Origin of the sequence: Embleya sp. NPDC059237 (assembly GCF_042754105.1) — a bacterium.
GTDB lineage: Bacteria > Actinomycetota > Actinomycetes > Streptomycetales > Streptomycetaceae > Embleya.
The window spans coordinates 214,064-238,664 of the sequence record NZ_JBHZAE010000007.1 but is presented as its reverse complement, the minus strand read 5'-3'; the positions used below and the strand labels follow the sequence as shown (position 1 = coordinate 238,664).

General features: G+C 72.9%; 22 protein-coding genes. 7 read left to right on the top strand and 15 right to left on the bottom strand.

Features of this window, described 5'->3' with window-relative positions; translation table 11 throughout:
- On the bottom strand, positions 1–162 hold the full coding sequence (locus tag ACFXKZ_RS23325) for a hypothetical protein (protein WP_380002869.1): 162 nt from the start codon (positions 160–162) through the stop codon (positions 1–3).
- Between the two features lie 244 nt (positions 163–406).
- On the opposite strand from ACFXKZ_RS23325, the gene ACFXKZ_RS23320 reads away from it, so the two are divergent.
- Together ACFXKZ_RS23320 and ACFXKZ_RS23315 are read left to right on the top strand one after the other, a co-directional pair.
- Positions 407–775 carry a GntR family transcriptional regulator gene (locus ACFXKZ_RS23320; RefSeq protein ID WP_380002868.1) on the top strand — a complete coding sequence of 123 codons (369 nt, stop codon included), beginning with the start codon at positions 407–409 and terminating at the stop codon, positions 773–775.
- A 123-nt stretch (positions 776–898) separates the two neighbouring features.
- Positions 899–2,056, top strand: a complete 1,158-nt coding sequence (locus ACFXKZ_RS23315) for a DUF5925 domain-containing protein (protein WP_380003147.1) — start codon at positions 899–901, stop codon at positions 2,054–2,056.
- A gap of 85 nt (positions 2,057–2,141) precedes the next feature.
- Here ACFXKZ_RS23315 and ACFXKZ_RS23310 read toward each other — a convergent pair whose 3' ends face one another.
- Positions 2,142–2,933, bottom strand: a complete 792-nt coding sequence (locus ACFXKZ_RS23310; protein WP_380002867.1) for an exodeoxyribonuclease III — start codon at positions 2,931–2,933, stop codon at positions 2,142–2,144.
- 133 nt (positions 2,934–3,066) lie between these two features.
- Between ACFXKZ_RS23310 and ACFXKZ_RS23305 the strand changes: the two genes are divergently transcribed.
- Positions 3,067–3,417, top strand: a complete 351-nt coding sequence (locus ACFXKZ_RS23305; protein ID WP_380002866.1) for a nucleotide pyrophosphohydrolase — start codon at positions 3,067–3,069, stop codon at positions 3,415–3,417.
- A gap of 212 nt (positions 3,418–3,629) precedes the next feature.
- On the opposite strand, the gene ACFXKZ_RS23300 is transcribed toward ACFXKZ_RS23305, so the two are convergent.
- A complete protein-coding gene (locus ACFXKZ_RS23300; protein WP_380002865.1) occupies positions 3,630–4,610 on the bottom strand; it encodes an ATP-binding cassette domain-containing protein in 981 nt (326 codons plus the stop codon).
- A 964-nt stretch (positions 4,611–5,574) separates the two neighbouring features.
- Between ACFXKZ_RS23300 and ACFXKZ_RS23295 the strand changes: the two genes are divergently transcribed.
- Together ACFXKZ_RS23295 and ACFXKZ_RS23290 are read left to right on the top strand one after the other, a co-directional pair.
- A complete protein-coding gene (locus tag ACFXKZ_RS23295) occupies positions 5,575–6,177 on the top strand; it encodes a TetR/AcrR family transcriptional regulator (RefSeq protein WP_380002864.1) in 603 nt (200 codons plus the stop codon).
- 70 nt (positions 6,178–6,247) lie between these two features.
- On the top strand, positions 6,248–7,384 hold the full coding sequence (locus ACFXKZ_RS23290; protein ID WP_380002863.1) for a serine hydrolase domain-containing protein: 1,137 nt from the start codon (positions 6,248–6,250) through the stop codon (positions 7,382–7,384).
- 200 nt (positions 7,385–7,584) lie between these two features.
- Here the strand turns inward: ACFXKZ_RS23290 and ACFXKZ_RS23285 are convergent, their stop codons facing one another.
- The 3 genes from ACFXKZ_RS23285 to ACFXKZ_RS23275 form a co-directional block, all read right to left on the bottom strand.
- Positions 7,585–8,172, bottom strand: coding sequence for a hypothetical protein (locus ACFXKZ_RS23285; protein ID WP_380002862.1), 588 nt, complete (start codon positions 8,170–8,172; stop codon positions 7,585–7,587).
- Positions 8,173–8,549: 377 nt separating this feature from the next.
- Entirely contained in the window at positions 8,550–9,722 is a 1,173-nt protein-coding gene (locus ACFXKZ_RS23280; RefSeq protein ID WP_380002861.1) for a type ISP restriction/modification enzyme, read from the bottom strand.
- The gene (locus ACFXKZ_RS23275) at positions 9,704–11,167 is read right to left on the bottom strand and encodes a carboxylesterase/lipase family protein (RefSeq protein ID WP_380002860.1); all 1,464 of its coding nucleotides are present in this window, start codon (positions 11,165–11,167) and stop codon (positions 9,704–9,706) included. The genes ACFXKZ_RS23280 and ACFXKZ_RS23275 overlap by 19 nt, the downstream gene beginning before the upstream one ends.
- Positions 11,168–11,400: 233 nt before the next feature.
- Between ACFXKZ_RS23275 and ACFXKZ_RS23270 the strand changes: the two genes are divergently transcribed.
- Positions 11,401–12,675, top strand: coding sequence for a metallophosphoesterase (locus tag ACFXKZ_RS23270; protein ID WP_380002859.1), 1,275 nt, complete (start codon positions 11,401–11,403; stop codon positions 12,673–12,675).
- A gap of 12 nt (positions 12,676–12,687) precedes the next feature.
- Here the strand turns inward: ACFXKZ_RS23270 and ACFXKZ_RS23265 are convergent, their stop codons facing one another.
- Complete coding sequence (locus ACFXKZ_RS23265) at positions 12,688–13,287, bottom strand: Uma2 family endonuclease (RefSeq protein WP_380002858.1); 600 nt, start codon at positions 13,285–13,287, stop codon at positions 12,688–12,690.
- Between the two features lie 101 nt (positions 13,288–13,388).
- Positions 13,389–14,156 carry an SDR family NAD(P)-dependent oxidoreductase gene (locus ACFXKZ_RS23260; RefSeq protein ID WP_380002857.1) on the bottom strand — a complete coding sequence of 256 codons (768 nt, stop codon included), beginning with the start codon at positions 14,154–14,156 and terminating at the stop codon, positions 13,389–13,391.
- A 97-nt stretch (positions 14,157–14,253) separates the two neighbouring features.
- Here ACFXKZ_RS23260 and ACFXKZ_RS23255 point away from each other — a divergent pair, with 97 nt between their 5' ends.
- Positions 14,254–14,826, top strand: coding sequence for an exonuclease domain-containing protein (locus ACFXKZ_RS23255; RefSeq protein WP_380002855.1), 573 nt, complete (start codon positions 14,254–14,256; stop codon positions 14,824–14,826).
- 12 nt (positions 14,827–14,838) lie between these two features.
- Here ACFXKZ_RS23255 and ppgK read toward each other — a convergent pair whose 3' ends face one another.
- From ppgK to ACFXKZ_RS23220, 7 genes are all read right to left on the bottom strand, one after another.
- Entirely contained in the window at positions 14,839–15,567 is a 729-nt protein-coding gene (ppgK, locus tag ACFXKZ_RS23250) for a polyphosphate--glucose phosphotransferase (protein ID WP_380003146.1), read from the bottom strand.
- A gap of 121 nt (positions 15,568–15,688) precedes the next feature.
- On the bottom strand, positions 15,689–18,337 hold the full coding sequence (locus tag ACFXKZ_RS23245) for a right-handed parallel beta-helix repeat-containing protein (protein ID WP_380002854.1): 2,649 nt from the start codon (positions 18,335–18,337) through the stop codon (positions 15,689–15,691).
- A gap of 170 nt (positions 18,338–18,507) precedes the next feature.
- Positions 18,508–19,788: an LCP family protein gene (locus ACFXKZ_RS23240; protein WP_380002853.1), complete on the bottom strand. Its 1,281-nt coding sequence runs from the start codon at positions 19,786–19,788 to the stop codon at positions 18,508–18,510.
- A 192-nt stretch (positions 19,789–19,980) separates the two neighbouring features.
- Positions 19,981–20,649: an ACT domain-containing protein gene (locus tag ACFXKZ_RS23235; protein ID WP_380002852.1), complete on the bottom strand. Its 669-nt coding sequence runs from the start codon at positions 20,647–20,649 to the stop codon at positions 19,981–19,983.
- Positions 20,650–20,807: 158 nt separating this feature from the next.
- Positions 20,808–22,382, bottom strand: coding sequence for a hypothetical protein (locus tag ACFXKZ_RS23230; protein WP_380002850.1), 1,575 nt, complete (start codon positions 22,380–22,382; stop codon positions 20,808–20,810).
- A gap of 145 nt (positions 22,383–22,527) precedes the next feature.
- Positions 22,528–23,889, bottom strand: coding sequence for a YhgE/Pip domain-containing protein (locus tag ACFXKZ_RS23225; protein ID WP_380002849.1), 1,362 nt, complete (start codon positions 23,887–23,889; stop codon positions 22,528–22,530).
- Positions 23,889–24,548 carry an ATP-binding cassette domain-containing protein gene (locus tag ACFXKZ_RS23220; RefSeq protein WP_380002848.1) on the bottom strand — a complete coding sequence of 220 codons (660 nt, stop codon included), beginning with the start codon at positions 24,546–24,548 and terminating at the stop codon, positions 23,889–23,891. The genes ACFXKZ_RS23225 and ACFXKZ_RS23220 overlap by 1 nt, the downstream gene beginning before the upstream one ends.
- Positions 24,549–24,601: the final 53 nt, after the last annotated feature.

Here is a 24,601-nt window from a genome sequence, read left to right as displayed (position 1 = left end):
TCAGACACCCCGGGCCGGGGCGGCGACGTGCGGATCGTCGTCCGGGTCCCGGTCGTCGCGGGCCGAGCGCGGGGCCTCTGCGGGCGCGGGCGCGTGCCGGTGGTGGTCGAACGGCTCGGCGTCCACGGCGGACGACGACCGGGTCGGCGGGAGGTCGGACACGGATTCCCCCTTCGGTGAGCGTGTGGCCACGCTGGGTTCGTCGGGTCCACCGTGCCGCAGCCGTGGCGTTCTTGCGGGCTCCGTTCGAATTCGGGACGACGGTTCGTGACATCACGGCCGCGCAATTCGCTATCTTCACTGACGAATCGTCGCCGGCGACCGAACGTGGCCCGTCACCGCCGGCCACCGCCGAATCGCACCCGGTTGCCGGGCCCGCGACCCGGGCGGGTCTAGGCTCGCTCGTATGGTGATCACCATCGATCCGGCCTCGTCCGTCGCACCGTTCGAGCAGATTCGGGGGCAACTCGCCGATCAGGCCCGAGCCGGCACGCTGCCCGCCGGCACCAGACTGCCGACCGTCCGCGGCTTGGCCGGCGAACTCGGCTTGGCGCCCAACACGGTCGCGCGCGCCTACCGCGAACTGGAGGCCGACGGCGTGATCGAGACCCGGGGCCGCTCGGGCAGCTTCGTCGCCGCGGTCGGGGACAGCGCGCACCGGGCCGCGAGCGAGGCCGCGCTCGAATACGCGCACCGTGCACACCGACTCGGCCTGACCCGCGACGAGGCGATCAGCGCCGCACTGGGCGCGGTCGAGGCGGCCTATCCAAGCTAGCGCGTGTCTTCAAACCCCCGCCGAGGGCTCCCCGAGCCCTTGTCCGGCCGCCCGGAAACCGCACCGCTATGGGTAAACCCCTGTACGGACGGCCCGGGGCACCGGATCATCGAAATCATGTCGATGCCTCGCCAGACGCCCCGCCCATCGGATGGGGCGCCGAATTCAGCCGGTGACGACCCATCAACGCTGTTGCCCTTCGTGTTCGGACTCGACGACGCGGACACCCCGTACGACGCCGTGGACGGACTCGCCCTCGCCGCCTTCCTGACCGGCGCCCAGCCGTGGGCCAGGACCACCCGACTGGACCGGGTCAAGCCCGGCGCCCGACTCGTCCCGCGCGGCGCCAGAGTGGTCCGCGCCGTGGAGGAGGACGACCGTTCCTCCCAACTCGCCGTCGGTGACGGCTGGACCCTGCGGTCGGTGCGCTGGCGCAGCGGCGGCGGCGAGGTGACCGTGACCGCCGTCGACGAGAAGGTCGGCCGCGCGGTGTTGAAGAAGGCGGTCAAGGGCGCGGCGGCCGACCCGCCGCCCAAGGACGAGGCCGTGGCGATGGGCTTTTGGTACTTCTCCGCCCGGCGCGGCCCGTACCGCACCACCCGGGCGATCACCGCCGCGCCCTGGGAGGACATCCGCCGCAACTACACCGGGCCGACCGCCGGCGCGTTCGACCGGCTGATGAAGATCACCTCCGACGACGTGTCGGGGCGGTTGATCCTGCTGCACGGGCCGCCCGGCACCGGCAAGACCACGGCGCTGCGCGCGCTGGCCCGCGCGTGGCAGGACTGGTGTCGGATGGACTGCGTCCTGGACCCCGAGGCGCTGTTCGGCGACACCGGCTACCTGATGGACGTCGCGATCGGGCGCGGCGACGAGGACGAGGAGTCGCACGACAAGTCGAAGAAGCAGAAGTGGCGGCTGCTGGTTCTGGAGGACTGCGACGAGTTGATCCGCGGCGAGGCCAAACGCTCGGCGGGTCAGGCGCTGTCCCGGCTGCTCAACCTCACCGACGGCCTGCTCGGCCAGGGGCGCAACGTGATGGTCGCGATCACCACCAACGAGAGCCTGGGCCGGCTGCACCCGGCAGTGGTGCGCCCCGGTCGTTGTCTGGCCCAGATCGACGTCGGCCCGCTGGAATTCGCCGAGGCGCGCGAGTGGCTGGGCACCGCCGACGGCATCGGTACACACGCGACGCTCGCCGAGTTGTACGCGCTGCGCAACGGGGCGGCACCGGTGGAGATCGAACGGCCCCGGCACGGGGGCGAAGGGTTGTATCTGTAGCGCCGCGCACGGTCCCCGAGCCGATCGGTCGGCTCGGGGACCGTGCGGGGAGCGCCGACTCGCAGGCCCGCGCGGTAGCGACCGGCTACACGTCGAGGTCCACCACGACCGGCGCGTGGTCGCTGGTGCCCTTGCCCTTGCGGGCCTCGCGGTCGACGTAGGAGTCGGTGACCGCGGCGGCGAACGGCGCGTTGCCGTAGACGAGGTCGATCCGCATGCCCTTGTTCTTCGGGAACCCCAGCTCGCGGTAGTCCCAGTAGGTGAACGGCACGTCGTACTTGAGCGCCCGGGGCATCACCTCGCGCAGCCCCACACCCTCCAGCGCGGTGACCGCGTCCCGCTCGGCCTGCGTGACGTGCGTCGAGTTCTCGCCGAACAGCGAGATGTCCCAGACGTCCTTGTCGGTGGGCGCGACGTTGAAGTCGCCGAGGACGGCGAACGGCAGCGGGCCGGCCGCGTCGGCGGCGACCGCGGCCCGCAGCGCGCCCAGCCATTCCAGCTTGTAGGCGTAGTGCGGGTTGTCCACCTCGCGGCCGTTGGGCACGTACACCGACCAGAGCCGCACGCCGCCGCACGTCGCGGAGATCGCCCGGGCCTCGTGCGGGCCGTCGACCTCGGGGAAGCCGGGGCCGGGCGTCAGGCCGACGGTGACGTCGTCGAGGCCGACCTTGGACAGGATCGCGACACCGTTCCAGCGCCCGCCCGCGTTGACGGCGGAGGTGTAGCCGGCCTCCTCCAGCTCCTTCAGCGGATACGCCTCGGGCGTGGACTTCAGCTCCTGCAGGCACACCGCGTCGGGCGCGGCCCGCTCCAGCCACTCGAGCAGCTTGGGCAGCCGGGCCCCGATCGAGTTGATGTTCCAGGTGGCGACCCTCATGTGAACCTTCCAGGGCGGACGACGGCGATCGGGGCCGCCCGGACGAGTCCGGGCCTGCCCTCGGCCATTCTCCCTCGCCGGGGTGACAGGGCCCGGCGGCCGGCGGCGCGGCGGGTGCGGTAGGCATGGGGGTATGGACACCACTCCTCCGGCCGGCTCCGACATCGCCGAACTGACCGCCGCGATCGCCGCGTTCTCCGCCGAGCGGCACTGGCAGCCCTTCCACACCCCGAAGAACCTGGTGATGGCACTCAGCGTGGAGGCCTCGGAGCTGGTGGAGATCTTCCAGTGGCTGACCCCCGAACAGGCCGACGACGTGATGTCGGATCCGGAGCGGGGCGAACACGTCCGCGAGGAGATCGCCGACGTCCTGTCCTATCTGCTGAGCCTGGCGAACCGACTCGGCATCGACCCGGCCCAGGCGCTGCGGGACAAGATGGTGAAGAACGCGATCAAGTACCCGCCGGGCGCGCCGGGCCTGTAGGCCCACCGGGCGGGTCCGGGTGAATCGAGCCCCGGGGACCCTGCGCGCGCGAGGCGGTGAAACCGCCGGCCCGGGGAGCGTTTCGGGCCGGCGGGGGATGGTGGTGGGCGGGTCACCGGGGTCGCCGGACGGGCCGGTGACCCCGGGTCGGGCGCCCCCGAACGCGCCCGCCGACCCCGCCCCGGGACCCGGTGGACCGTCGACGCCGAGGCTCAGGCGTCGTACCCGGCCCCCGCCCCCAGGCAGGCGTCCATCGCGCGACGATTGCGTCGGATCTCGGCCGGCGTGCCCTCCGCAACCACGCGGCCGGTGTCCAGGACGGTGACGCGATCGCACAGCGCCTCGACGAAGTCGATCCTTCGATCCACCACGATCAGGCCCACGCCGTCCGCCGCGACCCCCCGCAGCAGTACCAGCAGCGCGTCCGTCTCGCGGGCGTTCAGCCCCGCGCTCGGCTCGTCCAACATCAGCACCCTGGGCACCGCCGCGATGCCCCGGGCGATATCGAGCAGCCGACGTTCCCCGTACGTCAGCACGTCCGCGCCCCGCTGCGGCCGTCCCCCCGGCCCGGCCCGGTCCGTCCCGATGCCCCGTTCCAGGTCCACCCGCGCCAGCAGCGGGTGCAACAACCACGCCGCGAGCAGACCCCGATGCCGGGTGTCGGAGCGGGTGAGCACGAAGTTGTCCGCGCCGGACAGCGCGCGAACCGGTTGCGGGGTCTGGAACATCCGGACCAGACCGGCGCGACGCGAGCGTTCGGGGCTGCCCAGCCGTACCGGCAGGCCGTCCACGAACAGCGCGCCGGTGGCCGGCACCACCCCGGTGAGCGCGTTCAGCAGCGTCGTCTTGCCGCTGCCCGCGGGGCCGACCACGCCGACCACCTCACCGCGCTCGACCCACATGGACACCCCGTCCACGGCGGGCATCCCGGCGAACTCCACCCGCAGGTCCCGGGCCCGCAACACGGGCCGCCGGACCGGGTCGAGGCCGATCGCCAGAATCGGTTCCGGTCCCGAGGCGAACAGCGGTACGGGATCCGGGATCTCGCCGTCGACCGGCGAGCGCAGCGCCCGAACCCGCCCCCGGGCCGAACGCGCCCGCCGGGCACATCCCGGGTCCGAGCCGAGGCGCGTCGGTCTACGCGCCTCGGCATCGGACCCTCGCCACGGGCGGCGCGCGGGATCGAACGCCATACCTGACACGGCGTCACCCCCCACCCGCGCGCCACCCGTATCGGGAGCCGTACCCGGGCTCGGGTCGACGGTCGAACAGGGCTCCCCCGCCCCGTCCGGCCCCGACCCGGGGACACCCGGGACGACTCCCGCGCCCCGGCCGGGGGACGCCGACTCCCCTCCTGACCCGGCGTCACCTCCCGGCCACGACACGTATTCGGTGTTGCCGGTTGTATACCTACCGGCTCCCCTCACCCCGCTCGGGCGCGGCACGATCGCCGACAGCCGTGTGGGGTAAGGGATTACGCCCACCTGGCCCGGTAACCGGTGCTCATCGAACGGGAGTTGATTCACCCACGTGGCGACGCGGCCGGGTGCCGCGCCCACGGAATCGCCGAACTCGCCGACGGACACGGCCGTTCGGCCGAACTCGCCGGCGCGGGACGGCGCGACTGAGGTGCCCATGGTCAGGACGCACCCGTGCGGGGTGCGCGAACGGGACGGGATTCGCCGATCCAACCGGCCCACCCGGTGGCCACCAGCTCGGTGTGCGCGGGTATGCCGCCGCCGTCGGTCGAGGACGATCCCCCGGCCGGGCCCGGACGTGGTGCCACCGCTCGCGTCGTGTCTGTGACGCGGGCCGGTGGTGCGACATGGGTTGCGATGTGTGCTCTGTGCGGTGCCGTCGTACGAGCCATGGGAGCCAACGCCTTTCGCGTCGTCTCCCCGCCCGGCCATCCCCCACGGACTCCCGGATGCGGCACAAGCTAGACCGCAACCCCCGTGCCCCGCAAGGCCCTTGACAGGGAATCGGGATCTGGCGTAAAAGGTTCAGCACAATCTAACAAATGTTAGATAGGTAGTTCGGATCTCCCTGAAGGCATCCCCCACTGAATCAACGGCAACCGCTCCACCTGCGGTTAGGCTGCACGGCACCTGGCAGTACGCGGCAGCAGTCAACCCGCCGGACCGAGAACGGGCGCTCATGGCACGCAGGAAGACGGAACCCGAAGCACTTCCGCGCCGGGAGGTGATCCTGTCCGAGGCCGCCGCACTGTTCGCCCGCAAGGGCGTCGTCGCGTCGACGGTTCGTGAGATAGCCGACGCGTCGGGCATTCTCGCGGGCAGCATCTACCACTGGTTCGGTTCGAAAGAGGACTTGATCGACGAAATCCTCACCGCCGCGATGCGCGACCTCGCGACGTGGTATGACGAGGCGTTCGCCGACGCGCGCACCTCGTCCGATCGGCTGCGCGGACTCGTGCACGCCGCGTTCCGGACCATCGAGCACCACCCCGACGCGGCCGTGATGTACGTCCGCGACTACGCCTACCTGGCCACGCTGCCGCGCTTCGCGCACCTGGCGGCGGACGGCATGCGGGTCCGCGATCTGTGGCTGAACACCCTTCAGGAAGGCATCGATTCCGGAGAGTTCCGCGCGGACCTGGACCCGGAGCTGGCCTACCGCTATCTCGCCTACCCGCTGTGGCTCACGGCCGGGTGGAAGTCGACGATCGACCGGACCCTGTCCGAACTGGAAACCCAATTCACGGCGCTGGTACTCGAAGGCGTCACCCCGAGGAACTGACGAAGCGTCCCGGTCACCGACCGCGCCGGCGCCGGTGAGGTGTCCCGAGCGTTCGCGAAAGGACCACACCATGCACGTCGACGGTTTCATCGCGCCCGGATTCGCGCCCGTACAGGCGGCGTTCGAGGAGAACTTCGCGATTCAGGGCGAGGTCGGCGCGGCGCTCGCGGTACGACTGCGCGGCGCGCCCGTGGTGGACCTGTGGGGCGGACTGGCCGAACCGATCTCGGGCCGAAGCTGGGAGCACGACACCGTACAGGTGGTCTGGTCGGTCACCAAGGGCCTGGTCGCGACCTGTCTGGCGATCCTGATCGACCGGGGTCGGCTCGACCCCGCGCTGCCGGTGTGTCGCTACTGGCCCGAGTTCGCAGCGGCCGGCAAGCAGACCGTGACGGTGGCCCAACTGCTCTCCCATCAAGCCGGGTTGCCCTTCCTCGACGAGCCGATCACGCTCGACCAGGTGGCCATGCCCGACGCGCTGGCCGACGCGCTCGCCGCACAGCGTCCCGTCTGGGAACCGGGGACGGCGCACGGCTATCACGCGGTGACCTGGGGCTTCTACGCGAGCGAGCTGATCCGGCGGGTGGACGGGCGCACGGTCGGCGCGTTCCTGGCCGAGGAGGTGGCCGGACCACTGGGCTTGGACGCGCATATCGGGTTGCCCGCCGCGGAGTTGCCCCGGCTCGCGCATCTGACCACGATCGCCCCGAGCGATCCCGCCCTGCTCGACCTCGGCTCCGAGCTGGGCCGCACGATGCTGGCGCTGCCCGAACTGGCCGTGCCCGGCGCGGATCACGACCCGAGCGTGCTCACGTGGGAGGTGCCCTCGGGCCTGGGCGTCACCAACGCGCGTGCGCTGGCCCGGGTATACGCGATGCTCGGCGCGGGCGGCACGCTCGACGGGGTGCGCCTGCTGTCCCCCGAAACGGTCGCCGATGTGACGTCGACGGTGGTCGCGGGGCCGGACCGCATCCTCGGCGACCACACCGCGTTCAGCCTCGGCTTCATGAAGCCGGAGACCACGTTCTTCGGGGTCTCCCCCGACCCCGCCGCGTTCGGCCACCCGGGCAGTGGCGGCCCCCTGGCCTTCGCCGACCCGGCCACGGGTCTCGCCTTCGCGTATGTGACGAACGGTCAGTCCCCGCTGAACACGGACGTCCGGGCCCTCGGCCTGATCGAGGCGGTCCGGGAGTGCCTGGGGCGGTAGGGCGTGTCTTCAGACCCCCGCCGAGCTCCACGACGCCCGGCACCGCACCTCGCCGCCCCGGAGAAACAGGCGAATAGAACCACTATGCACCTGCTTCTCCGGCACGCCGATGCACGGCATCCGCCCTTCGGGCTCCTCGCTGCGCTCACGCCGCGGAGCCCGACGGGGGTCTGAAGACACGCCCTAGGGCGCGCTCGGGGTCAGCCGGCCGGGCGGCGGGCTCCGGTCGAACGGGGCCGGCGGGGCGGACGGTTGCCTCGGCGGCGGGAACCGGCGACCAGTGCGCCGCCGACCAGGAGCAGCGCGCCGGCGGCCAGGCCCAGGGGGAGCACCGCCCCGGATCCGGTGCCCGCCACGTGGTCGGTGATGGCCCGGCGGGCCAGTACGGCCGGGCCGTCGTGCACGGCCCGCTTGGCGGCGTCGCCGCGATCCTTGTCGTCGCCGTCCCGGGCGCCCGGGGGCTTGGCCCGACGCGAGGGCGCGACCTGGGGCGCGGCGCCCCGACGCGATGCCGGGCGCCCGGGCGGGAGGTCGCCGATCGGGTCGGCCTCGGGCCCCGCCGAAACCGGAGCGGGGGCCGAAGAGGCCGCGGCCGATCCGGTACGCGCGCCGGGGGCGGGCTCGTGCCGCCGGGCCGGGCCGAGGAGCCCCGGGCAGTCGAAGCGGGCCGGGTCGACGCCCGGCGCACTGGCCCGGAGGTGATCCCGGCAGCAGGCCGCGGCGTCCCGCGTCGGATCCGGGGCGGTGGCGCCGACCGCTCGCGGCGTCTCGTCCGGACACCGATCCACGGCGGGCGCCCCGGCGTCCGGGGGGCGGACGCCGGGGCGCGGGGCGGCCCCGCCGGGAGGGCTCGGCAGCGGCGAAAGCGGGTGGCGCACGGCGGCCGGCGGCAGGTGTACGGCCCCGGCCCAAGCGCCGCCGGACCCGGATCCCGGACCGACCCGCGGCGTCGCGGCGGTGCTCGGAACGGCGACCGCGCCGAACACGACCGCGCCGACGACAACCGCCGCCCGCCTCACCCGCCCGTTTCCACCTCTGCACACCAGACCACGCTAAGTCACCACATGGTTACTCTGCCGCCACCGCGCATACCATTCGCTCGTTCGGCCCAACGTCACCGACCGGCCCGATCCGCCGCGACCGGGCTCCCTCCCCTGGTCCGCGCTCAGAGCAGCACGGCCTGGCCGCCCGGGCCCTCCTCGGTGATGTCGAGGACCGTCGGCGGGCGGCGACTGGACGGGGGCGGGGGCAGGACCGGCGTCGGGTCGAGCACGGGGGCCTCGGCGGTGCGCGCGTGCAGCTTGGCGCGGGGTTCGGCCAGATCGGCGAGCAGGCCCAGGACATGGAGCAGGTCGATCAGTTCGCTGGTCAGGTCGGTGGACCAGGTGCGTTCGCGGATCCGTTCCAGGCCCTCGCCCGGGGGCTCGACGCGGGCCGCGATCCACGGTTCGAGGACGCCCGACTCCCACGCCTCGCCCGCCACCGGACCGATCCGGCCGGAGCCGAGCAGGAGCGATCGGGACTCGTCGTCGTAGTGCGCGCCCGCCGGCCGCGCCGGCACCGGCTCGCGGACGAACGGGCGGCGCCCGCCCGGCAGTCGGGGCTTGCCGTCGCCGGGGCGGCCGAACCGCGCGCCGAAGGTGTGCAGCCCGACCAGCCGGCGGCCGAGGTCGACGCCCGTCGCCCAGACGTCCGGATCGGCGGTGAGCGGCACCCGCTCGGGGTCCACCGTCACCGCGACGATCCAGGCGAACAGGTCCTCCGCGTCGACGGGGACGCCTAGCCGGTCCGCAAGCAGGTCGACCAGGCCCGGCGCCAGGTTCGGATCCAGGCCCGCCGGGTCCCGGTACAGCGGCGCGACCCGCCCGCCGCGCCCACCGTGGTGCGTCCCGTCCGGGATCAGCGCGCTGCACAACAGCGGCCAGGGCTCCCCCGCCCGACGGATCGACAGGTATACCTGCCGGTCTCCGCGCACCCGCCACAACTCGGGCCGGGCGGCGTCCAGTACCCGGTGGTCCGCGAGCAGCCACTGCCGATCGAACGGGTGCCGTGCGATCCGCACCAGCCGGGGCGTCGGCCCCACCTCGCGCGCCAGCGGACCGGACGGGGCGTCACATCCGGGCAGCGGCGCGGGAAACGACATCGCCGTCCGGGAACGGGTGGGCCGCAGCAGGGTGTCGCGATCCTCCGCCGCGGCCAGCCGGGCCCAGCGCCGACGCAGCGTCTCCCGCTCGGGTGCGTACACCCAACTCCGCCCGGTGGCGATCCCGGCCGTGCCCCACGGCATCAGGTCGGTCAGCGCGACCGGCCCGTCCCGGCTCACATCGCGTGGTCCCACACCCGCCGCTCCTCCCGGTCCGGGTCGCCGACCACCGTCGCCGGCACGTCGAGCAGCATCGTGCGCCGCTCGGTCGGGTCGTACAAGGGCCAGTCGGGCAGCCCGTCGGCGACCGGCGGCCCGCCCGCGACGAACGCCGCCCACGCCTGCCGGATCCGGCCGGACAACGCCCGCGCCTCGGCCGGCACGCCGCCGGTCAGCCAGCGGCCGAGCGGGGTGTCCAGGGTGCCGAACACGAACGGGATGTCGATCGCGTGCGGCGAACCCAGGCGCTGCGGATGCGCCTTGGGCGCCCAGCGGAAGCGGTACATGTACGCCTGCCCGCCGGCCGCGTGCTGCGCCTCGGCGAGCCGCACCGTCGGTATCCCGTACGACTCGGCGGTGAGCAGCCGGATCCGCCGCGAGCGTCCGTTCAGTTCGGGGTACAGCTCCGCGTATCCGCGCACCAGCTCGGCCAGTCGGTCCGGTCGGCGCAGGTTGGCCAGATCGGCGGCCGCGGGTTCGCGCCCGCCCGACCGCTCGGTCACGACGAACATCTCCTCCTCGTCCTGATTCGACCCGAGCAGGAGCGGTACGTCGCCCCGAATCGTGTGCAGCGGCACCGCCGGCAGCGGCCCGTCGGGATCGACCACCGGTCGGAACACGAACCTCGCGGTACCGCGCCCGATCGCCTCGGCCTGGGCGGCGAGCAGGTCGGGCACGGGCACGTCGACCAGTTCCGCGGCCCGGTCCGGTCCCAGACCGAGCGCGGCCAACACGTGGCCGGTCGCCTCTTCGGCCTCGGGCATCGTGCGCACGGTCTGCGCCCCGCCGCTCTGCACGATCGCGCGGTGGAAGAGGCCGCGGGCGGCGGGCAGCGCGAGCAGGTTCGCGGTGACCTTGCCGCCCGCCGAGACCCCGCCGAGGGTGACCCGGCCGGGGTCGCCGTCGAACGCGGCGATGTGTTCGCGCACCCAGTGCAGCGCCCGCACCACGTCCAGGAGGGAGTTGGCCGAGGAGTCGGCGTAGGAGTCGCCGAGCAGGTGCCGCAGGTGCAGCAGCCCGAGGACGCCGAGCCGGTAGGCGACGGTGACCACGACCACGCCGTGCCGGGCCAGTTCGGAGCCGTCGTAGACGGCCTCGAACGACGCGCCGCTCGTGTAGCCGCCGCCGTGCACCCAGACCAGCACCGGATGCGGGCCGGGCTCGGCGGGGGCGAAGACGTTCAGGTACAGGCAATCCTCGTCGATCTCCACCGGCGCGGCGCCGTACTGCCCGATCGGCTGCGGCGCGGCCCGGGCGAACTCGCGGGCGTCGCGCGCCCCGTGCCAGGCGGGCGCGGGGCGGGCCGGGCGGAACCGCGCGGGGCCCACGGGTGGCGCGGCGAAGGGAACGCCTCGGAAGACCCGAACCCCGTCCGACTCCGCACCGATCAGCTCACCCAGCGACGTCCGTACACGCACCATGGCATCGAGCATATGGGGCCGGTCGGCGGCCCGGCCGGGGCATCGTCGCGGTGGGAGATACCGCACAGGGCCCGGCAGGGGCGCCGTCGCAGTGCGTACTGCCGGGGGATGCGCCGAGGGTCGGCCGGTATCGCCCCCGGGAGCAGGCTCGGATACTCCGCGTGCCGGATGCCGGGGCCGAGGCGGGCGTGACACGCTTCCCGTGAAACATTCCTGCGTCCGGGAGCCTGGCCTTGACCGTTGTCCTGGGGATCGTCGTGGCGGTCGTCGCGCTCGCGCTGCTGGTCGGCGTGCACCTTTACGTGTGGCGGCGGCTGGTGCGCGACACCACGCGGCCGGGGGTGGTGCGGCGGGTCGGCGCGGGGGTGGTGGTCGCGCTCGGGGTGTCGATGGTGGGCGCGCTGGTGGTGCCGAAGGTGTTCGGCCCGCGCGGCACGGAGTGGATCGCGTGGCCGGGCTTCGTGTGGATGGCCCTGCTGCTGTATGTGGTGCTCGCGCTCGGGGTGTTGGAGCTGCCGCGCCTGTTCGCGTTGCGGGCGCTGCGCCGGCGCGGAGGCGAGGTGTCGCCCACGGTCGCGCCGGTGCCGGTGCCCGTGGGGGCGGAGGCGACAGAGGCGACAAAGACGATCGAGCCCGATCCGGAGCCGGCGGCCGGCCCCTCCGGCACGCCGCTCGGCCCGGATCGGCGGCTTGTGCTGACCCGCTCGGTCGCGCTGCTTGCGGCCGGCACCTCGCTGGGCACCGTCGGCTACGGGATGAACCAGGCCCTGGGCGCGCCGCGCACGGTGCGGGTGCGGATACCGGTGGCCCGGCTCGATCCGCGCCTGGCGGGATTTCGGATCGCGGTGGTGGGCGACATCCACCTCGGCCCGCTGCTCGGCCACGCGCACACCACGCGGGTCGTGGAGACGATCAACCGCACCAGCCCGGACCTGGTCGCCATCGTCGGCGACCTCGCCGACGGCACGGCGGCCCAACTCGGCGGCGACGCGGCCCCGTTGCGCCGGCTGTCCGCCCGCCACGGCGCGTTCTTCGTCACCGGCAACCACGACTACATGTCGGGCGCGACCGACTGGATCGCCGAATTGGCCGAACTCAACGTGCGCACCCTGGCCAACGACCGCCTCGAAATCGCCCGGGGCGGCGCCGCGTTCGACCTTGCGGGCGTCAACGACGTCACCGGCAAGTCCCACCACGACGGCCCCGACTTCGCCAAGGCCCTCGGCAACCGCGATCCGTCCCGCCCGGTCGTGCTCCTGGCCCACCAACCGGTCCAGGTGAAGGACGCCTCCCGCTACGACGTGGACGTACAACTCTCCGGCCACACCCACGGCGGCCAGATGTTCCCGGTCCAACTCCTGGTCAAACTCGACCAACCAGCGGTGGCCGGCCTCCACAAGGTCGACGACACCATGCTCTACGTCACCAGAGGCGCCGGCTTCTGGGGCCCCCCGGTCCGAGTAGGCGCACCCCCGGAGGTCACCATCGTCGAACTCCACCCGAAGTAACGCCCCAGCCCGTCACCACAGTCGCAGCAACGTGCCCGGGTCGAGGGTGATCGGAGTCAGCGCGGGCAACGTGGCGACGGCACCCGGCGCGGCGGAGCCGGAGGCCACATACACGTCGCCGTCGAGGGTGTAGGTGTCGATGCTGAGGGTCTTCGGGTCGACGATCCAGTAGGACGGAATGTTCCACTCGGCGTAGCGGGCGGGTTTGTCGATGCGGTCGGCGCCCTCGTGGCCGGGGGACAGGATCTCCGCCGCCAGGAGCACGTCTTCGGGGGCGAAGGCGACGGCGTCCGATTCCAGTGCGCCGATCGCCGCCGTCGACGTGACCACCGCGATGTCCGGGCGCAGGACGTCCCGGTGTCCACGACGCACGTTCACGCTCTTGAACGGCACGGCGCCGACGCCGGAGTCGTCCACCGCCCGGCGCAGGATGTCGGCCAACACGCCGGACACATGTTGGTGGCGCAAGGTCGGCAGCGGTGACATCAGCGGGATGCCGTCCAGGAGTTCGACCCTGAACAGCGAGGTCTGCTGGGCAGCGAGCACATCGCCGGCGGTCCATTCGCGATCGAAGCCGGCCTGCATGCGCGTACTCCAAGGGATGTCGGCCACGTCCGGACTTGCCGTGATTGTGCCGGCGTTGCGGGCATCACCGCAGGCGTTGCGCGGTTGCGGGCCGGCTCCGGATCCGGGCCGCAACCGCGTGGGGTGGGTCAGACCGTCTCCGTCATGCCGCCGTCCACCATCAAGTGTGTGCCCGTGACGAAGGAGGCGTCGTCGCCGAGGAGGAAGCGGACCGCGGAGGCGATTTCTTCCGGGCGGCCGAGCCTGCGCAGCGGGGAGCTGTTCTCCATGCGCTCCCGGGTGCCCGGGCGGGCGAAGGAGGCGGCCAGCATCGGGGTTTCGATGTAGCCGGGGCAGACCACGTTGCTGCGGATGCCGTGTTCGGCGAGCTTGGCGGCGATCGAGCGGTTGAGCCCGAGCATGCCCGACTTCGACGCGCAGTAGGACGGGTTGAGCGCGTTGCCGACGATCGCGTTCAGCGAGGCGATGCCCACGATCGCGGAGCCGGCGTGTTCGCGCAGGTGCGGGGTCAGCGCCTGGACCAGGAGTGCGAACGAGCGCAGGTTGACGTCCAGGACCCGGTCCCAGTTCTTTGCCGTGACCTCGGTGATCGGGGTCGAGTCGACCACGCCCGCCGCGTGCACGAAGCCGCCGATCGTGCCCAGCGCCTCGACCGAGGCGTGGATCGCGTCCGGGTAACCCTCGGTGTCGGTCACGTCCAGCGCGAGCCCGAGCGCGGCCACCCCGTGTTCGGCCGCGATCTCCTTCGCTGCCTCCTCCACCGGGCCCGCCGCGATGTCCCACAGCGCGACCGGCCGACCCGTCGCGGCCAGCGCCCGCGCGGTCGCCCGACCGATCCCGGAGGCGCCGCCGGTGATCACGACGCCGGTGCCGGGTGATGTCTTGTGCGTACCCATTTCGTACTCCTCCGTGGACGGGTGGACCCAAGCATCTGACGTACCGTCAGAACAAAACCAGTGGTAGCACGCCGGCCACGATGGTCTACTCACCGGCATGGCGAAACGACTCCTGGACCTGCTCCTGGTCATCGACGTCGAGGCGACCTGCTGGAACGGTCCGATCCCCGACGGTCAGCACTCGGAGATCATCGAGATCGGCATCGCCACACTCGACGTCACCACCGGCGAGCGGATCGACCGACACGGCCTCCTGGTCCGCCCCACCCACTCCACGGTGAGCGCGTTCTGTACCGAACTGACCACCCTCACCCAGGCCGACGTCGACACCGGCCACACCTTCGCCGACGCCTGCGCGCTGCTGCGCACCGAGTTCAAGGCGCACCAGCGGGTGTGGGCGAGCTGGGGCGAATACGACCGGCAGGCGTTCGAGCGGCAGTGCGCGGCCGAGGGTGTGCCCTACCCGTTCGGCACCCGCCACCTCAACGCCAAGACGCTGTACTCGCTCGCCCACGGCCTGGACCGCGAACTCGGCATGGCCGGCGCCCTGGCCCACGCCGGCCTCCCCCTCGATGGCACCCACCACCGGGGCGTCGACGACGCGTGGAACATCGCCGCCCTCCTCGGCGGCGTCCTGCGCGCGTCCCGCGACGGTCGAGCGTCCGCCTGAGCCGACCCGACCTCAGTCGCCCGTCACCAGCATCGCCGCGCCCACGATCCCCGCGTCGTTGTGCAGCTTCGCCGGCACCAGATCGGCCCGGATCTTGATGAACGGCAGGAACTTCTCCGGCTTCTTGCTGATCCCGCCACCGATGATGATCAGCGACGGCGAGAACAACATCTCCACGTGCCGCAGGTAGTCCTGCACCCGCACGGCCCACTTTTCCCAGGACAGGTCGTGCGTCTCGCGCGCCACCGCCGAGGCCCGCCGCTCGGCCTCGTGCCCGTCCAGTTCCAGGTGGCCCAGCTCGGTGTTCGGCACCAGCCGACCGTCCACGAACAGCGCGCTGCCGATGCCCGTACCGAACGTCAACATCAACACCGTGCCGCGCTGCCCGGCGCCCGCGCCGAAGCGCATCTCGGCCACACCTGCCGCGTCCGCGTCGTTGACCATCGTCACCGGCCGGCCGAGCGTCGCGGTGAACAGCGCGTCGGCGTCCAGGTCGATCCAGGACTTGTCCACATTCGCGGCGGTGCGCACGATGCCGTCGCGGACCACGCCGGGGAAGGTGATCCCCACCGGCCCCTCGGTGTCCGCGAACTCCGCGAGCACGTCGCGGACCACGCCGATCACCGCCTGCGGTGCGGACGGTTCGGGAGTGAGCAGCCGGACCCGCTCCCGGGTCAGCCGCCCGGCGTCGGTATCCACCGGCGCGCCCTTGATCCCGGTCCCGCCGATGTCGATGCCCATGACCGGCACGTACGGCTCCTTAGCCCTCGAATTCGCCCTCGAACCCACCCGCGCACCACCCGGCCGGCTCCCGGCGGGCGGCCCGCGTCCCCCGGCCGTTACCCCGCCGGCGCGGACCGATTCACCGCAGGTCGGGCAGATCCTCCGGATGCAGCGTCCGCAACTCCTCCATGCCCGCCCCCGGCAGCTGGGCCAACCGGGTCGCGTGCCGCTCGATCATCGCCTCGAACGTGCGCCGCGCCTCGCGCGCGTTGCCGAACGCGGCACCGCGCGGCAGTCGGCGGAAGTAGCCGAGCAGCGCCTCGCACGCCTCGTCGGTGAGCACGTACTCGTGCTCGCGCACCTGCATGAGGGTGATCTCGACCAGGTCGTCGGCCGAGTAGTCCTGGAAGGTGATGGTGCGGGAGAACCGGGACCCGAAGCCGGGGTTCGCGCCGAGGAAACGCTCCATCTCGTCGGTGTAGCCGGCCACGATCACCACCACGTCGTCGCGGTGGTCCTCCATCATCTTCACCAGCGTGTCGATCGCCTCGCGGCCGAAGTCGCGCGAGGGGTCCGGCGGGGCCAGGCTGTACGCCTCGTCGATGAACAGCACCCCGCCCCGGGCCCGGTCGAAGACCTCCTTGGTGCGCGGCGCGGTGGAGCCGATGTGCTCGCCGACCAGGTCGACCCGGGAGACCTCGACCAGGTGACCCACCCGCAATACGCCGAGCGCCTGGGCGATCTCCCCGTACAGCCGGGCCACGGTGGTCTTGCCGGTGCCCGGGGAGCCGGTGAAGACCAGGTGCCGGCGCAGCGTGGGCGCCTTGAGCCCGGCCTCCTCGCGCCGGCGGCCCACCGAGATCAGGTCGATCAGGTTGCGCACCTCGGCCTTGACCCCGGCGAGGCCGACCAGACCGTCCAACTCGGCCAGCAGTTCGTCCACTCCGCGCCCGGACGTGGCCGCCGCCTCGTCCACGGCCGCGCCGTCGCGCGCCCCGGGGATGGGCAGCGTGGCGGTCAGCCGGGCCACTCCCTGGGGTTGTGCGCCGGCCGCCGCGATCGGGCTCGGCGTCCCCAGGATCCCGCCCGCCGCCGGCTCCGTGCCGCTCGTCCCGTCGCCCTGCGAGGTGCACTCGACCGCGACCGGCCCCGGACCGGCGAACTCGAAGCCGCCCTTGGCGTTGTCGCGCGTGGTGCAGCGGGTGAACACCGGATGGCAGCCCTCGCGTACGTGCACCCCGTAGCCGCGCCCGCCGAGCACCTCGCAGTCCTCGAAGTCGCCGCGCCCGCCGCCGGCGATCCGGATGCCCTCGCCGGTGGCCCGATCCACCCGGACCCGGCGCACCGTGGGCCCGGCCGCGCCGGTGACCGAGACGCCGTCGGTGGTGTCCTCGATCGTGCAGTCGGCGATGATGCCGCCGCAGTCCGACTCCATGAACCACACGCCGGTGGTGGCCTTGCGCACCTTGCAGGACTTGACCGAGACCACCGCGCCGGCACCCACGCCGATGCCGGTCTCGTCCACGTCGTGGATCTCGCAGTCGTGCATCGACAAGCCGGTGCCGGAACCGGCCACCTTGACCCCGTCGAGCACGTCGTGAATGCGGCACTCGCCGAGCGCGGCGTCCGCGCCGTCGGCCACCCACACGGCCGGCTTGCCGCCGGTGGAGTCGTGGAATTCGCAGTCGATCGCCGACGCACGGGCCCCGTGGTCGGCCAGCGCGAGCCCGTTGCGGCCGAAGCTGCGGATCGTACAACCGCTGAGGGTGACCTCGGAGTGGCCGTGCACGTCGACGCCGTTGCGGCCCATGTCGCGCAGTCGGCAGCCGACCAGGGTCAGGTTGGCGCCCCGGTCGACGGAAACGCCGTTGCCCTCGGCGTCGCGGATCGTGCAGTCGTCGAGCGAGAACGTGGCCAGGTCGTCGGCCTGGACGCCGGTGCCCTTGACCGCGCTGATCTCGGTCCGCGACAACGACCCGGCGCTGCCCTGACCGCCGACGGAGATGCCCGCCCAGCCGACCCGTTCGATCCGCGAGTCGGCGATGATCGGCGCGGCGCCGCCCGCGACGCAGATCCCGCCGCCGCCCACGTCGTGGATGTGCAGACCGGTCAGATGCGGCGAGGCCTGGTCGCCGACGAACACCGCGGGTTCCGCGTCCGAGCCGTCCTGGATCTCGCACTCCTGGACGCTGCCGGTGGTGCCGGGTCCGGTGAAGCGCAGTCCGTGCCCGGAGGCGTCGCGCACCCGGCCCCGGCGCAGGATCGGTGCGCTGCCCTCGCGCACGTCGAAGCCCTCGCGCCCGGTGTCGCCGATCTCGCAGTCCTCGAACGTGCCGCGCGAGCGTCCGGTCACCCCGATGCCCACGCCCTTCGGGTTGCCCACCCGGCAGCGGCGCACCATCGGGTCGGCGCCCGCGCGCAGTTCGACCGCGACCACCGAGGCGGCCCGGACCACACACTCCTCCAGTATCGGCGCGCAGCCCTCGATCACGATGGCCGGCGACAACACGCCCGCGCCGCCGTCGACGACCAGGCCGTGTACCGCCGCGTCGGCGGTGATGGTGAGCGCGACCCCGTCGGCCGCGGTCAGGATCACCGTCCCCGGCCCGTCCGAGCCGACCACCGTCACCGGCACGGAGATCGCCACATCCTCGCGGTACGTCCCCGCCGCGACCAGGATCGAGTCGCCCGCCGCCGCCGCGCCCACCGCGGCCCCGATCGAGGCGTATTCGCCCGCGCGGCGTCGCCAACGAGTGCCCTGCACCACCTGAAGAACCCGACCCGTCATGGCGCCCCTGCCACCAGCCCCTCGGTCCGCACCCAGCACCCTCGCGAGTCCACCGTAAGGCGTCGCGGGCGGCCCCATGACCGGGTCTGCCCCCGGGGGCGATCGGCCGCGTCGTCGGCGAACCCCTGCACCGTACAGTTCAACGACCAGGGGTCACGGACCGGCGACGGTTAACGTCCCGCAGTGCCCTGATTCGTGCCCGCGCCCGTACCGCCGGTCGACCCGCTTCGGCCGGATCCGGTCGAACCCGCGCCGGAGCGACCGGTTCCGGTCGACCCCGCGCCGCTCGTCCCGGATCCCGTGCCGTTCCCGCCGAAGGCGTCGGCGCCCCCCGTGCCGTCGGTCGGGCGGGCCGTCCCGGTCGGCGTGGGCGCCGGCGCCCCGTCGCGCAGCGCGGTGAACAGTTGCGCCGCGTCGGGCTGCTTGAGCGCCACCCGGTTCGGGTCGGGGGCGTAGTCGATCAGCGGCGTGGTGACGAAGTCGATCTTCTCCAGCGGGATCCCGCGCAGGCCGTTGGCGAAGTCGTACAGGCCGGCCAGGGTGTTGATCCCGGAGTCGGTGGTGATCGCCTTGGTCGCGGCGTCCATCACGTTGTACGCCTTCGCCGGGTTGGTCAGCAGGTTCTCCCCCTGCACCTTTTTGATCAGCGCCTTGAGGAATTCCTGCTGCCGTTCGATGCGCTGTATGTCGCTGCCGTCGCCCAGGCTCTTGCGCACCCGGACGAAGCCGAGCGCCTGCTCGCCGTTCAGGGTGATGTCGCCGGCGGGCAGTTGCAGGTGCGCGGCCCTGTCGTCGATCGGTTGGGCGATGTGCATCGGCACTCCGCCGAGCGCGTCCACGACCTTCTTGAAGCCGACGAAGTCGATGGTGATCTGGTGGTCGATCCGGGCGCCGGTCAGCCGCTCCACGGTGGCCGCCACGCACGGCACCCCGCCGACCTCCATCGCGCTGTTGAACTGGCCGAAGTAGGCCCGCTGGGTGCCGCCGGAGGTGGTCCGGCACGACGGCACGTCGACCATCAGGTCACGCGGGAAGCTGACCGCGGTCGCGCTCTTTCGCCCCTGGGGTACGTGCAGCAGGATCGTGGTGTCCGAGCGCTGGCTGCCGCCGTCGTCGCGGCCGTACTCGGAGTTGTCGCCGGCCCGCGAGTCGGACCCCACCAACAGCACGTTCAGCGCGCCCGTGGGCGCCGGGCGATCGGTCAGCTGGTCGGCGAAGTCCTGGGTGCGGATGTTGCCGTTCAGGCGGTCGTACAACCACCAGCCGAAACCGCCCGCGGCGAGCAGGACGGCAACGAGGCCGCCGCCGATCCACGTGAGGATGCGCCGCCGGCGGCGCCGGCGGTCGTGGGCGCGCCGTTCTATGCGGCTGGGGTTCTCCGACCCCGGCTCCTCGGCCGACGCCCCCGGAACGGCCGCGGCCCCCGGGGACGTCTCATCCCTGTCCTGCACGTCGTCGTCGCCTTCGTCGGGCCCCCGCGCTCGATGTGCGCCCGGCTCACGGCCCGAAGTGCGCGCACAATTACGCAATCATACGTTGTTCCGATCGTTACACGCCGAATAGCGGTAAATGGTTCCCGTCCCGGTCGAAACCGAATCGCATATCGAGCAAATCGGTACATTCGGCCGGCGCCGAAGCCCCGATCAGGCCGGCCCCGGGCCCGCGCCGGCGCCCGTCGCCTTGGCCGCGCCGCGCTCGCCCAGGACGCCGAGCGCCACGTCGACGATGCGGCCCAGGCGGTCCAGTTCGGTGCGGTGGAACGCGGGGCCCTCGTGCCGGACCACGTACATCGTCAGCCAGGACGCCCCGATCGGCGCCGCCGCCCCGTGGCCGGTGGCCTCGCCCTCGTAGGCGAAGCCCAGCGGCCGCATCGGGGTGAGCGCGGGGAACACCGGAGTCTGCGGGGCCCGCCAGCTCGCGTACACCCGCTGTCGACCACGCCCGCCGCGCGTGGCCACCGCCCAGTCGGCGTGGAAGAGCGTCGGCGCCGCGTCGATCAATGTGGCCACCGCCCGGCCGGGGTCGCGCGCCACCTGGCCCAGCACGTCCAGCTCGGGCGCGGAACCGGGCACCTCACCGGCCGCCCAGCACCCCTCGATCCGGACGCCGGCCGACCGCTCCAGGGCGGCGACCAAGCCGGCGACGTCCCGCTCGCCCGCCCAGGAGACGGTGAACTCGTCCACCGCCCGGCCGCCGAGCTGTTCGAGCACGGTCATCTGCATCACATCGGCCCCCGCCGCGCCGAGCAGCTGCGTGACCCGCGCGAGCGATCCCGGTCGATCGGGCAGCGACACCCTCAGTCGGTACAACACGCGACACCTCCTCCATCGACCTGTCTTGAATCCTGAACCTTTCCCGTTTCGAGCATGTTGCGTACATATGACGACACCACATGATCAGGCACCGTCGGCCCCCGAACGCACGAGCGGGGCGCCATCGGATGCCCGACGACGCCCCGCTCGTGGTGTGCCTACTTCTTCGCGTCGGATGTATCGGAGGTATCCGGCGCATCCGGCGCTTCGGCGACATCGACCGGGTCAACGTCGTCGGCCGGCTCGACGTCCTTCGCCTTCCCCTTCGGCTTGCCCGTCGCCGGCGGTACGGCCGGGCGCGGCGGCACGCTCACGTGGGTCGGCTCGTCGTCGGGCGCCACGCTCGTCACCCGGGTCGCCAGGTCCTCCGGCGCCTCGTCCCGGTCGGGTACGGCGGCGGCCTCGGGCTCGGCGGCCGGCTCCGGCTCCTTGTCCAAACCGACCCGCGCGGTCGGCGCGGCCGACACCGCCGCGTTCTGCTCGGTGTCGGGGGTGAGCCCGGCGACCGGGGCGAACGCGGTGACCTCCTCGTCCGGCCCGACCGACCGCGACACCGGGTCCGCGGCGCCGACCGACACCACCTCCGTGGGCGCCGCCGCAGCGACGGCCGAGGCAGCCGGCGAGGCACCCACCGGAGCACCCGCCGCCTCCGCCGCGACCGCCGACGCCACGTCGGCCGCCGCCGGCCGGGCCGCCGCCTTCCGCGACTCCCGGGACGGCTTCGGCGGCTTCGGCTGCTTCGGCTGCTTCACCCGCGCGGGCTTGGCCGGCTTCGGCTCCTTCGCCGGCTTCCCCGCCTCGACCGAGCTGTTCCCCACCGGGGTGGCGAACACCGGCGCCGGGCCGGTGGCCTTGGGCCCGTACGTCCACCACATCAGCCCGCGTCGGGCGTTCTCGGTGTCCGGGTGCTGTTCGCCGAGCACCCGCGAGCAGTCCGCGACCAACTGGGTGAGCAGCGTGCGCGCGCCCAGCGGATCGCCGGACTCGCCGGTCCAGTGCGCGTGGTTGTGCCGGATCACCAGCGTGTCGTGGTGGTCCGGGCCGAGCACGCGCGTGGCGTCCTCCACCAGCCGCATCATCGCGTCCCGGGCCACCGAGACGTCACCGGCCTCGCCCGCCCACATCGCGCGGTCGTGCCGGGCGGTCAGCGCCGCCGGGTCGTCCGGCTCGTGCACCTCGGCGCGCTCGTCCGCGATGGCCGCCATCAAGCGGGCCGCCTGGATCGTCTCGCCCGAGCGGCCCACCCAGTGCGCGTGCTGGTGTCGGATGGTCAGCGTGTCGGGGTGTACCGGCCCCAGCGCGTCGGTCGCCTCCTCGACGATCGGTCGCAACATCCGGGCCGCGCCCGCGGCATCACCCGCCTCGCCGATCCAACGAGCCCACCCGGCACGCACGTTCAACGTCTCGGGGTCGTCCTGACCGAGCACCAGGACACAGTCGGCGGCGACGTCGCGCGCCAGCGACTCGGCGGTGACCGCGTTGCCGGACAGACCCAGGCAGTAGGCGTGGTTGTGCCGGGCCAGGAGCGTGTCGGGATGTTGCGGGCCGAGCACGCGCGCGTAGTCGCCCGCCAGCTCCCCGAACATCCGGGCGGCCTCCGCGGGTCGGCCCTCGTCGCCGACGACCCGGGCCCACGCGGCGCGCGCGTCGAGCGAACCGGGGTGATCGGGCCCGAGTTCCCGCATCCGGGTCTCGGCCTCGGCCCTCAGTTTCTGTATCTCCTGCTCGTTCATCGCCGCTGATTCTCCCTCCTCCACCACAGGTGGCAAACCCGCGGTACCCCCTGATTGTGGGCGACGTGTCCGGAGCGGACGTGGTTGCGCTCCCCCGAGTACAACCGTACGGGGGAGCGGGTCGGCCCCATGGAAATCCGGGTGATCACAACTCCACGGACGGTTTCAGCCCGGCCATGGTCCACATCCGCTTGTGCCGGACCACGAAAACGGTCGCGATCAGCGCCACCACGAGGTACGCGCCGAGCACCGCGAAGGCGACCCCCAAACGCTCGCCCTGACCACCTGTGAGGGTGATGCGCAACCCGTTCACCAGGTAGGTCATCGGTAACACCGGATGCAGCGCCTGGAACGGCTCGGGGGTGGTGGTGACCGGATACAGCCCGCCGCACGAGGTGAGCTGGAGCATCAGCAGGACCAGGATCAGCACGTCGCCCACCGCGCCGAGCGCGGCCCGCAGGAACTGCGCGATGGCCACGAAGGTCACCGCCGCCAGCGCGATCAGCAGCAGACTCAGATCCGGATCGTCGGCGTCCAGGCCCAGTCCCAGCTGGACCACCGCGTACAGGACGAACGCGCCCAGCACGCCGAGCGCGGCGGCGGGCAACCACCCCGCGATCGCCACCTTGACCGCGCCGGCCCGCCCGGCGAGCGCGCGCGGGTTGTACGGCCGCAGCAGCAGGTAGCCGACCAAGCCGAACACCCACAGCGCGATCCCGAAGAAGAACGGCGCGAGCCCGCGCCCGTACAGCACCGCCGGATGCAGGTTGTGCACCTCGATCACCACCGGCGCGCCGAGCACCCGCGCGTCCGCTCCGGCGGCCTGCGCCGGCGGCGGCGCCGGTACCGCCGCGTCCAGTTTCGCCAGCCCGTCGGCCAGTTGTGCGGCACCCTGACGGGTCTGCTCCGGGGGCACGCCGCCCGCGTTCGCCGCGAGTTGCCGCGCGCCGTCGGCCGACTGGGCCAATTGCGCCTTGAGCGTGCCGGTCTCCCCGTACAACTGCTGCACCAGCGTGCTCTGCGTGGTCGCCGAAATCTGCTGCTGGAGCTGCGTCTTGGCGATCTCGGCCATCTTGCCGATGATGAAGCCGTTGGCGTCGTCGAGCGTCATCAGCAGCTTGGCCTGACGCGGCTCGGCGGAGGCGGTGGTGGCCAGCGTGGCGCTGAAGTCGGGCGGCACGGTGACCACGAAGTGGTAGTCGCCGTCGTCCAGACCGTCGCGGGCGGCCTTGGCGTCGGTGACCGTCCACTTGAAGTTCCGGTCGTGGCGGATCACCTCGGTCAGCCGACCACCCGCGTCGATGTGCTGCCCGCGCGCGTCCACCGGCCGGTCCTCGTTCACGAACGCGACCGGCACCTGGTGCAGTCGGCCGTACGGATCCCAGTTGGACCACAGGTACAGAGCCCCGTACAGGGTCGGCACCAGCATCAGCATGACCGGGACCAGCCGGGGCAACGGGCCCCGGAAGCGCCGCAGTTCGAACCAGGCCAGGCGCAGCACACCCATCAGGCGGTACCGCCTCTCGGGTACAGATGGTGTCCGGGCAGATCGACCACCACGTCGGCGCCGCGCGGCGCGGCGGTCGCGGTGGCCACCACGGTGGTGCCGGTGTCGGCCAGGTCGCGCAACGCCCGCCAGGCGCGGGAGAGGTCGGCGCCCGCGATGCCGCTGTCCACGTCGTCGACCAGGACCGCGCCGGGTCGGTCGGCGGCGGCCAGCGCGACCGCGAAGAGCAGGTGTTCGACCGCGGACAGGTGCTCGACCAGGACGTGGCCCGGCGGGTCGATGCGCAGCAGGTCGTACATCCGCGCGAGCGCGGTCCCGCTGGGCCGGCCGCCGTCGACGGCCTGTCGTTCGGCGACGGTCTCGGCGACGAACAGGTGCGGTTCCAGGTCCAGGCCCGGGCGGGCCCGGGCCAGCGCGGTGTGGGCGCGGGCGTCGGCGGCTCGACCGCTGCCGGCCACGGTCACGGTGCCGGCGACGGTCCGGAATCGGCCGCCGAGCGCGAGGAGCAACGACGTCCGGCCGGCGCCGGCGGGTCCGGCGAGCACGGTCAGGCCGGCCGCGGGCGCGGTCACGCGCACGTCGCGAAAAATGACGCCGTCCGGGCCCTCCGCCGCCAGGCCGACCGCACTGATCTCCACCCCGGAGGTGGCTGTGGACACGGATTTCCCTCCGTCGGTGGCACGTCCACCGAGGAGTAACCGGTACACGATTC

What these genes read in the sequence shown, in the direction of transcription:
- ACFXKZ_RS23320 (WP_380002868.1), top strand. Translation starts at nt 407, where the DNA reads ATGGTGATCACCATCGATCCGGCCTCGTCCGTCGCACCGTTCGAGCAG.
- ACFXKZ_RS23315 (WP_380003147.1), top strand. Translation starts at nt 899, where the DNA reads ATGCCTCGCCAGACGCCCCGCCCATCGGATGGGGCGCCGAATTCAGCC.
- ACFXKZ_RS23310 (WP_380002867.1), bottom strand. Translation starts at nt 2,933, where the DNA reads ATGAGGGTCGCCACCTGGAACATCAACTCGATCGGGGCCCGGCTGCCC.
- ACFXKZ_RS23305 (WP_380002866.1), top strand. Translation starts at nt 3,067, where the DNA reads ATGGACACCACTCCTCCGGCCGGCTCCGACATCGCCGAACTGACCGCC.
- ACFXKZ_RS23300 (WP_380002865.1), bottom strand. Translation starts at nt 4,610, where the DNA reads ATGGCGTTCGATCCCGCGCGCCGCCCGTGGCGAGGGTCCGATGCCGAG.
- ACFXKZ_RS23295 (WP_380002864.1), top strand. Translation starts at nt 5,575, where the DNA reads ATGGCACGCAGGAAGACGGAACCCGAAGCACTTCCGCGCCGGGAGGTG.
- ACFXKZ_RS23290 (WP_380002863.1), top strand. Translation starts at nt 6,248, where the DNA reads ATGCACGTCGACGGTTTCATCGCGCCCGGATTCGCGCCCGTACAGGCG.
- ACFXKZ_RS23275 (WP_380002860.1), bottom strand. Translation starts at nt 11,167, where the DNA reads ATGGTGCGTGTACGGACGTCGCTGGGTGAGCTGATCGGTGCGGAGTCG.
- ACFXKZ_RS23260 (WP_380002857.1), bottom strand. Translation starts at nt 14,156, where the DNA reads ATGGGTACGCACAAGACATCACCCGGCACCGGCGTCGTGATCACCGGC.
- ACFXKZ_RS23255 (WP_380002855.1), top strand. Translation starts at nt 14,254, where the DNA reads ATGGCGAAACGACTCCTGGACCTGCTCCTGGTCATCGACGTCGAGGCG.
- ppgK (WP_380003146.1), bottom strand. Translation starts at nt 15,567, where the DNA reads ATGGGCATCGACATCGGCGGGACCGGGATCAAGGGCGCGCCGGTGGAT.
- ACFXKZ_RS23245 (WP_380002854.1), bottom strand. Translation starts at nt 18,337, where the DNA reads ATGACGGGTCGGGTTCTTCAGGTGGTGCAGGGCACTCGTTGGCGACGC.
- ACFXKZ_RS23230 (WP_380002850.1), bottom strand. Translation starts at nt 22,382, where the DNA reads ATGAACGAGCAGGAGATACAGAAACTGAGGGCCGAGGCCGAGACCCGG.
- ACFXKZ_RS23225 (WP_380002849.1), bottom strand. Translation starts at nt 23,889, where the DNA reads ATGGGTGTGCTGCGCCTGGCCTGGTTCGAACTGCGGCGCTTCCGGGGC.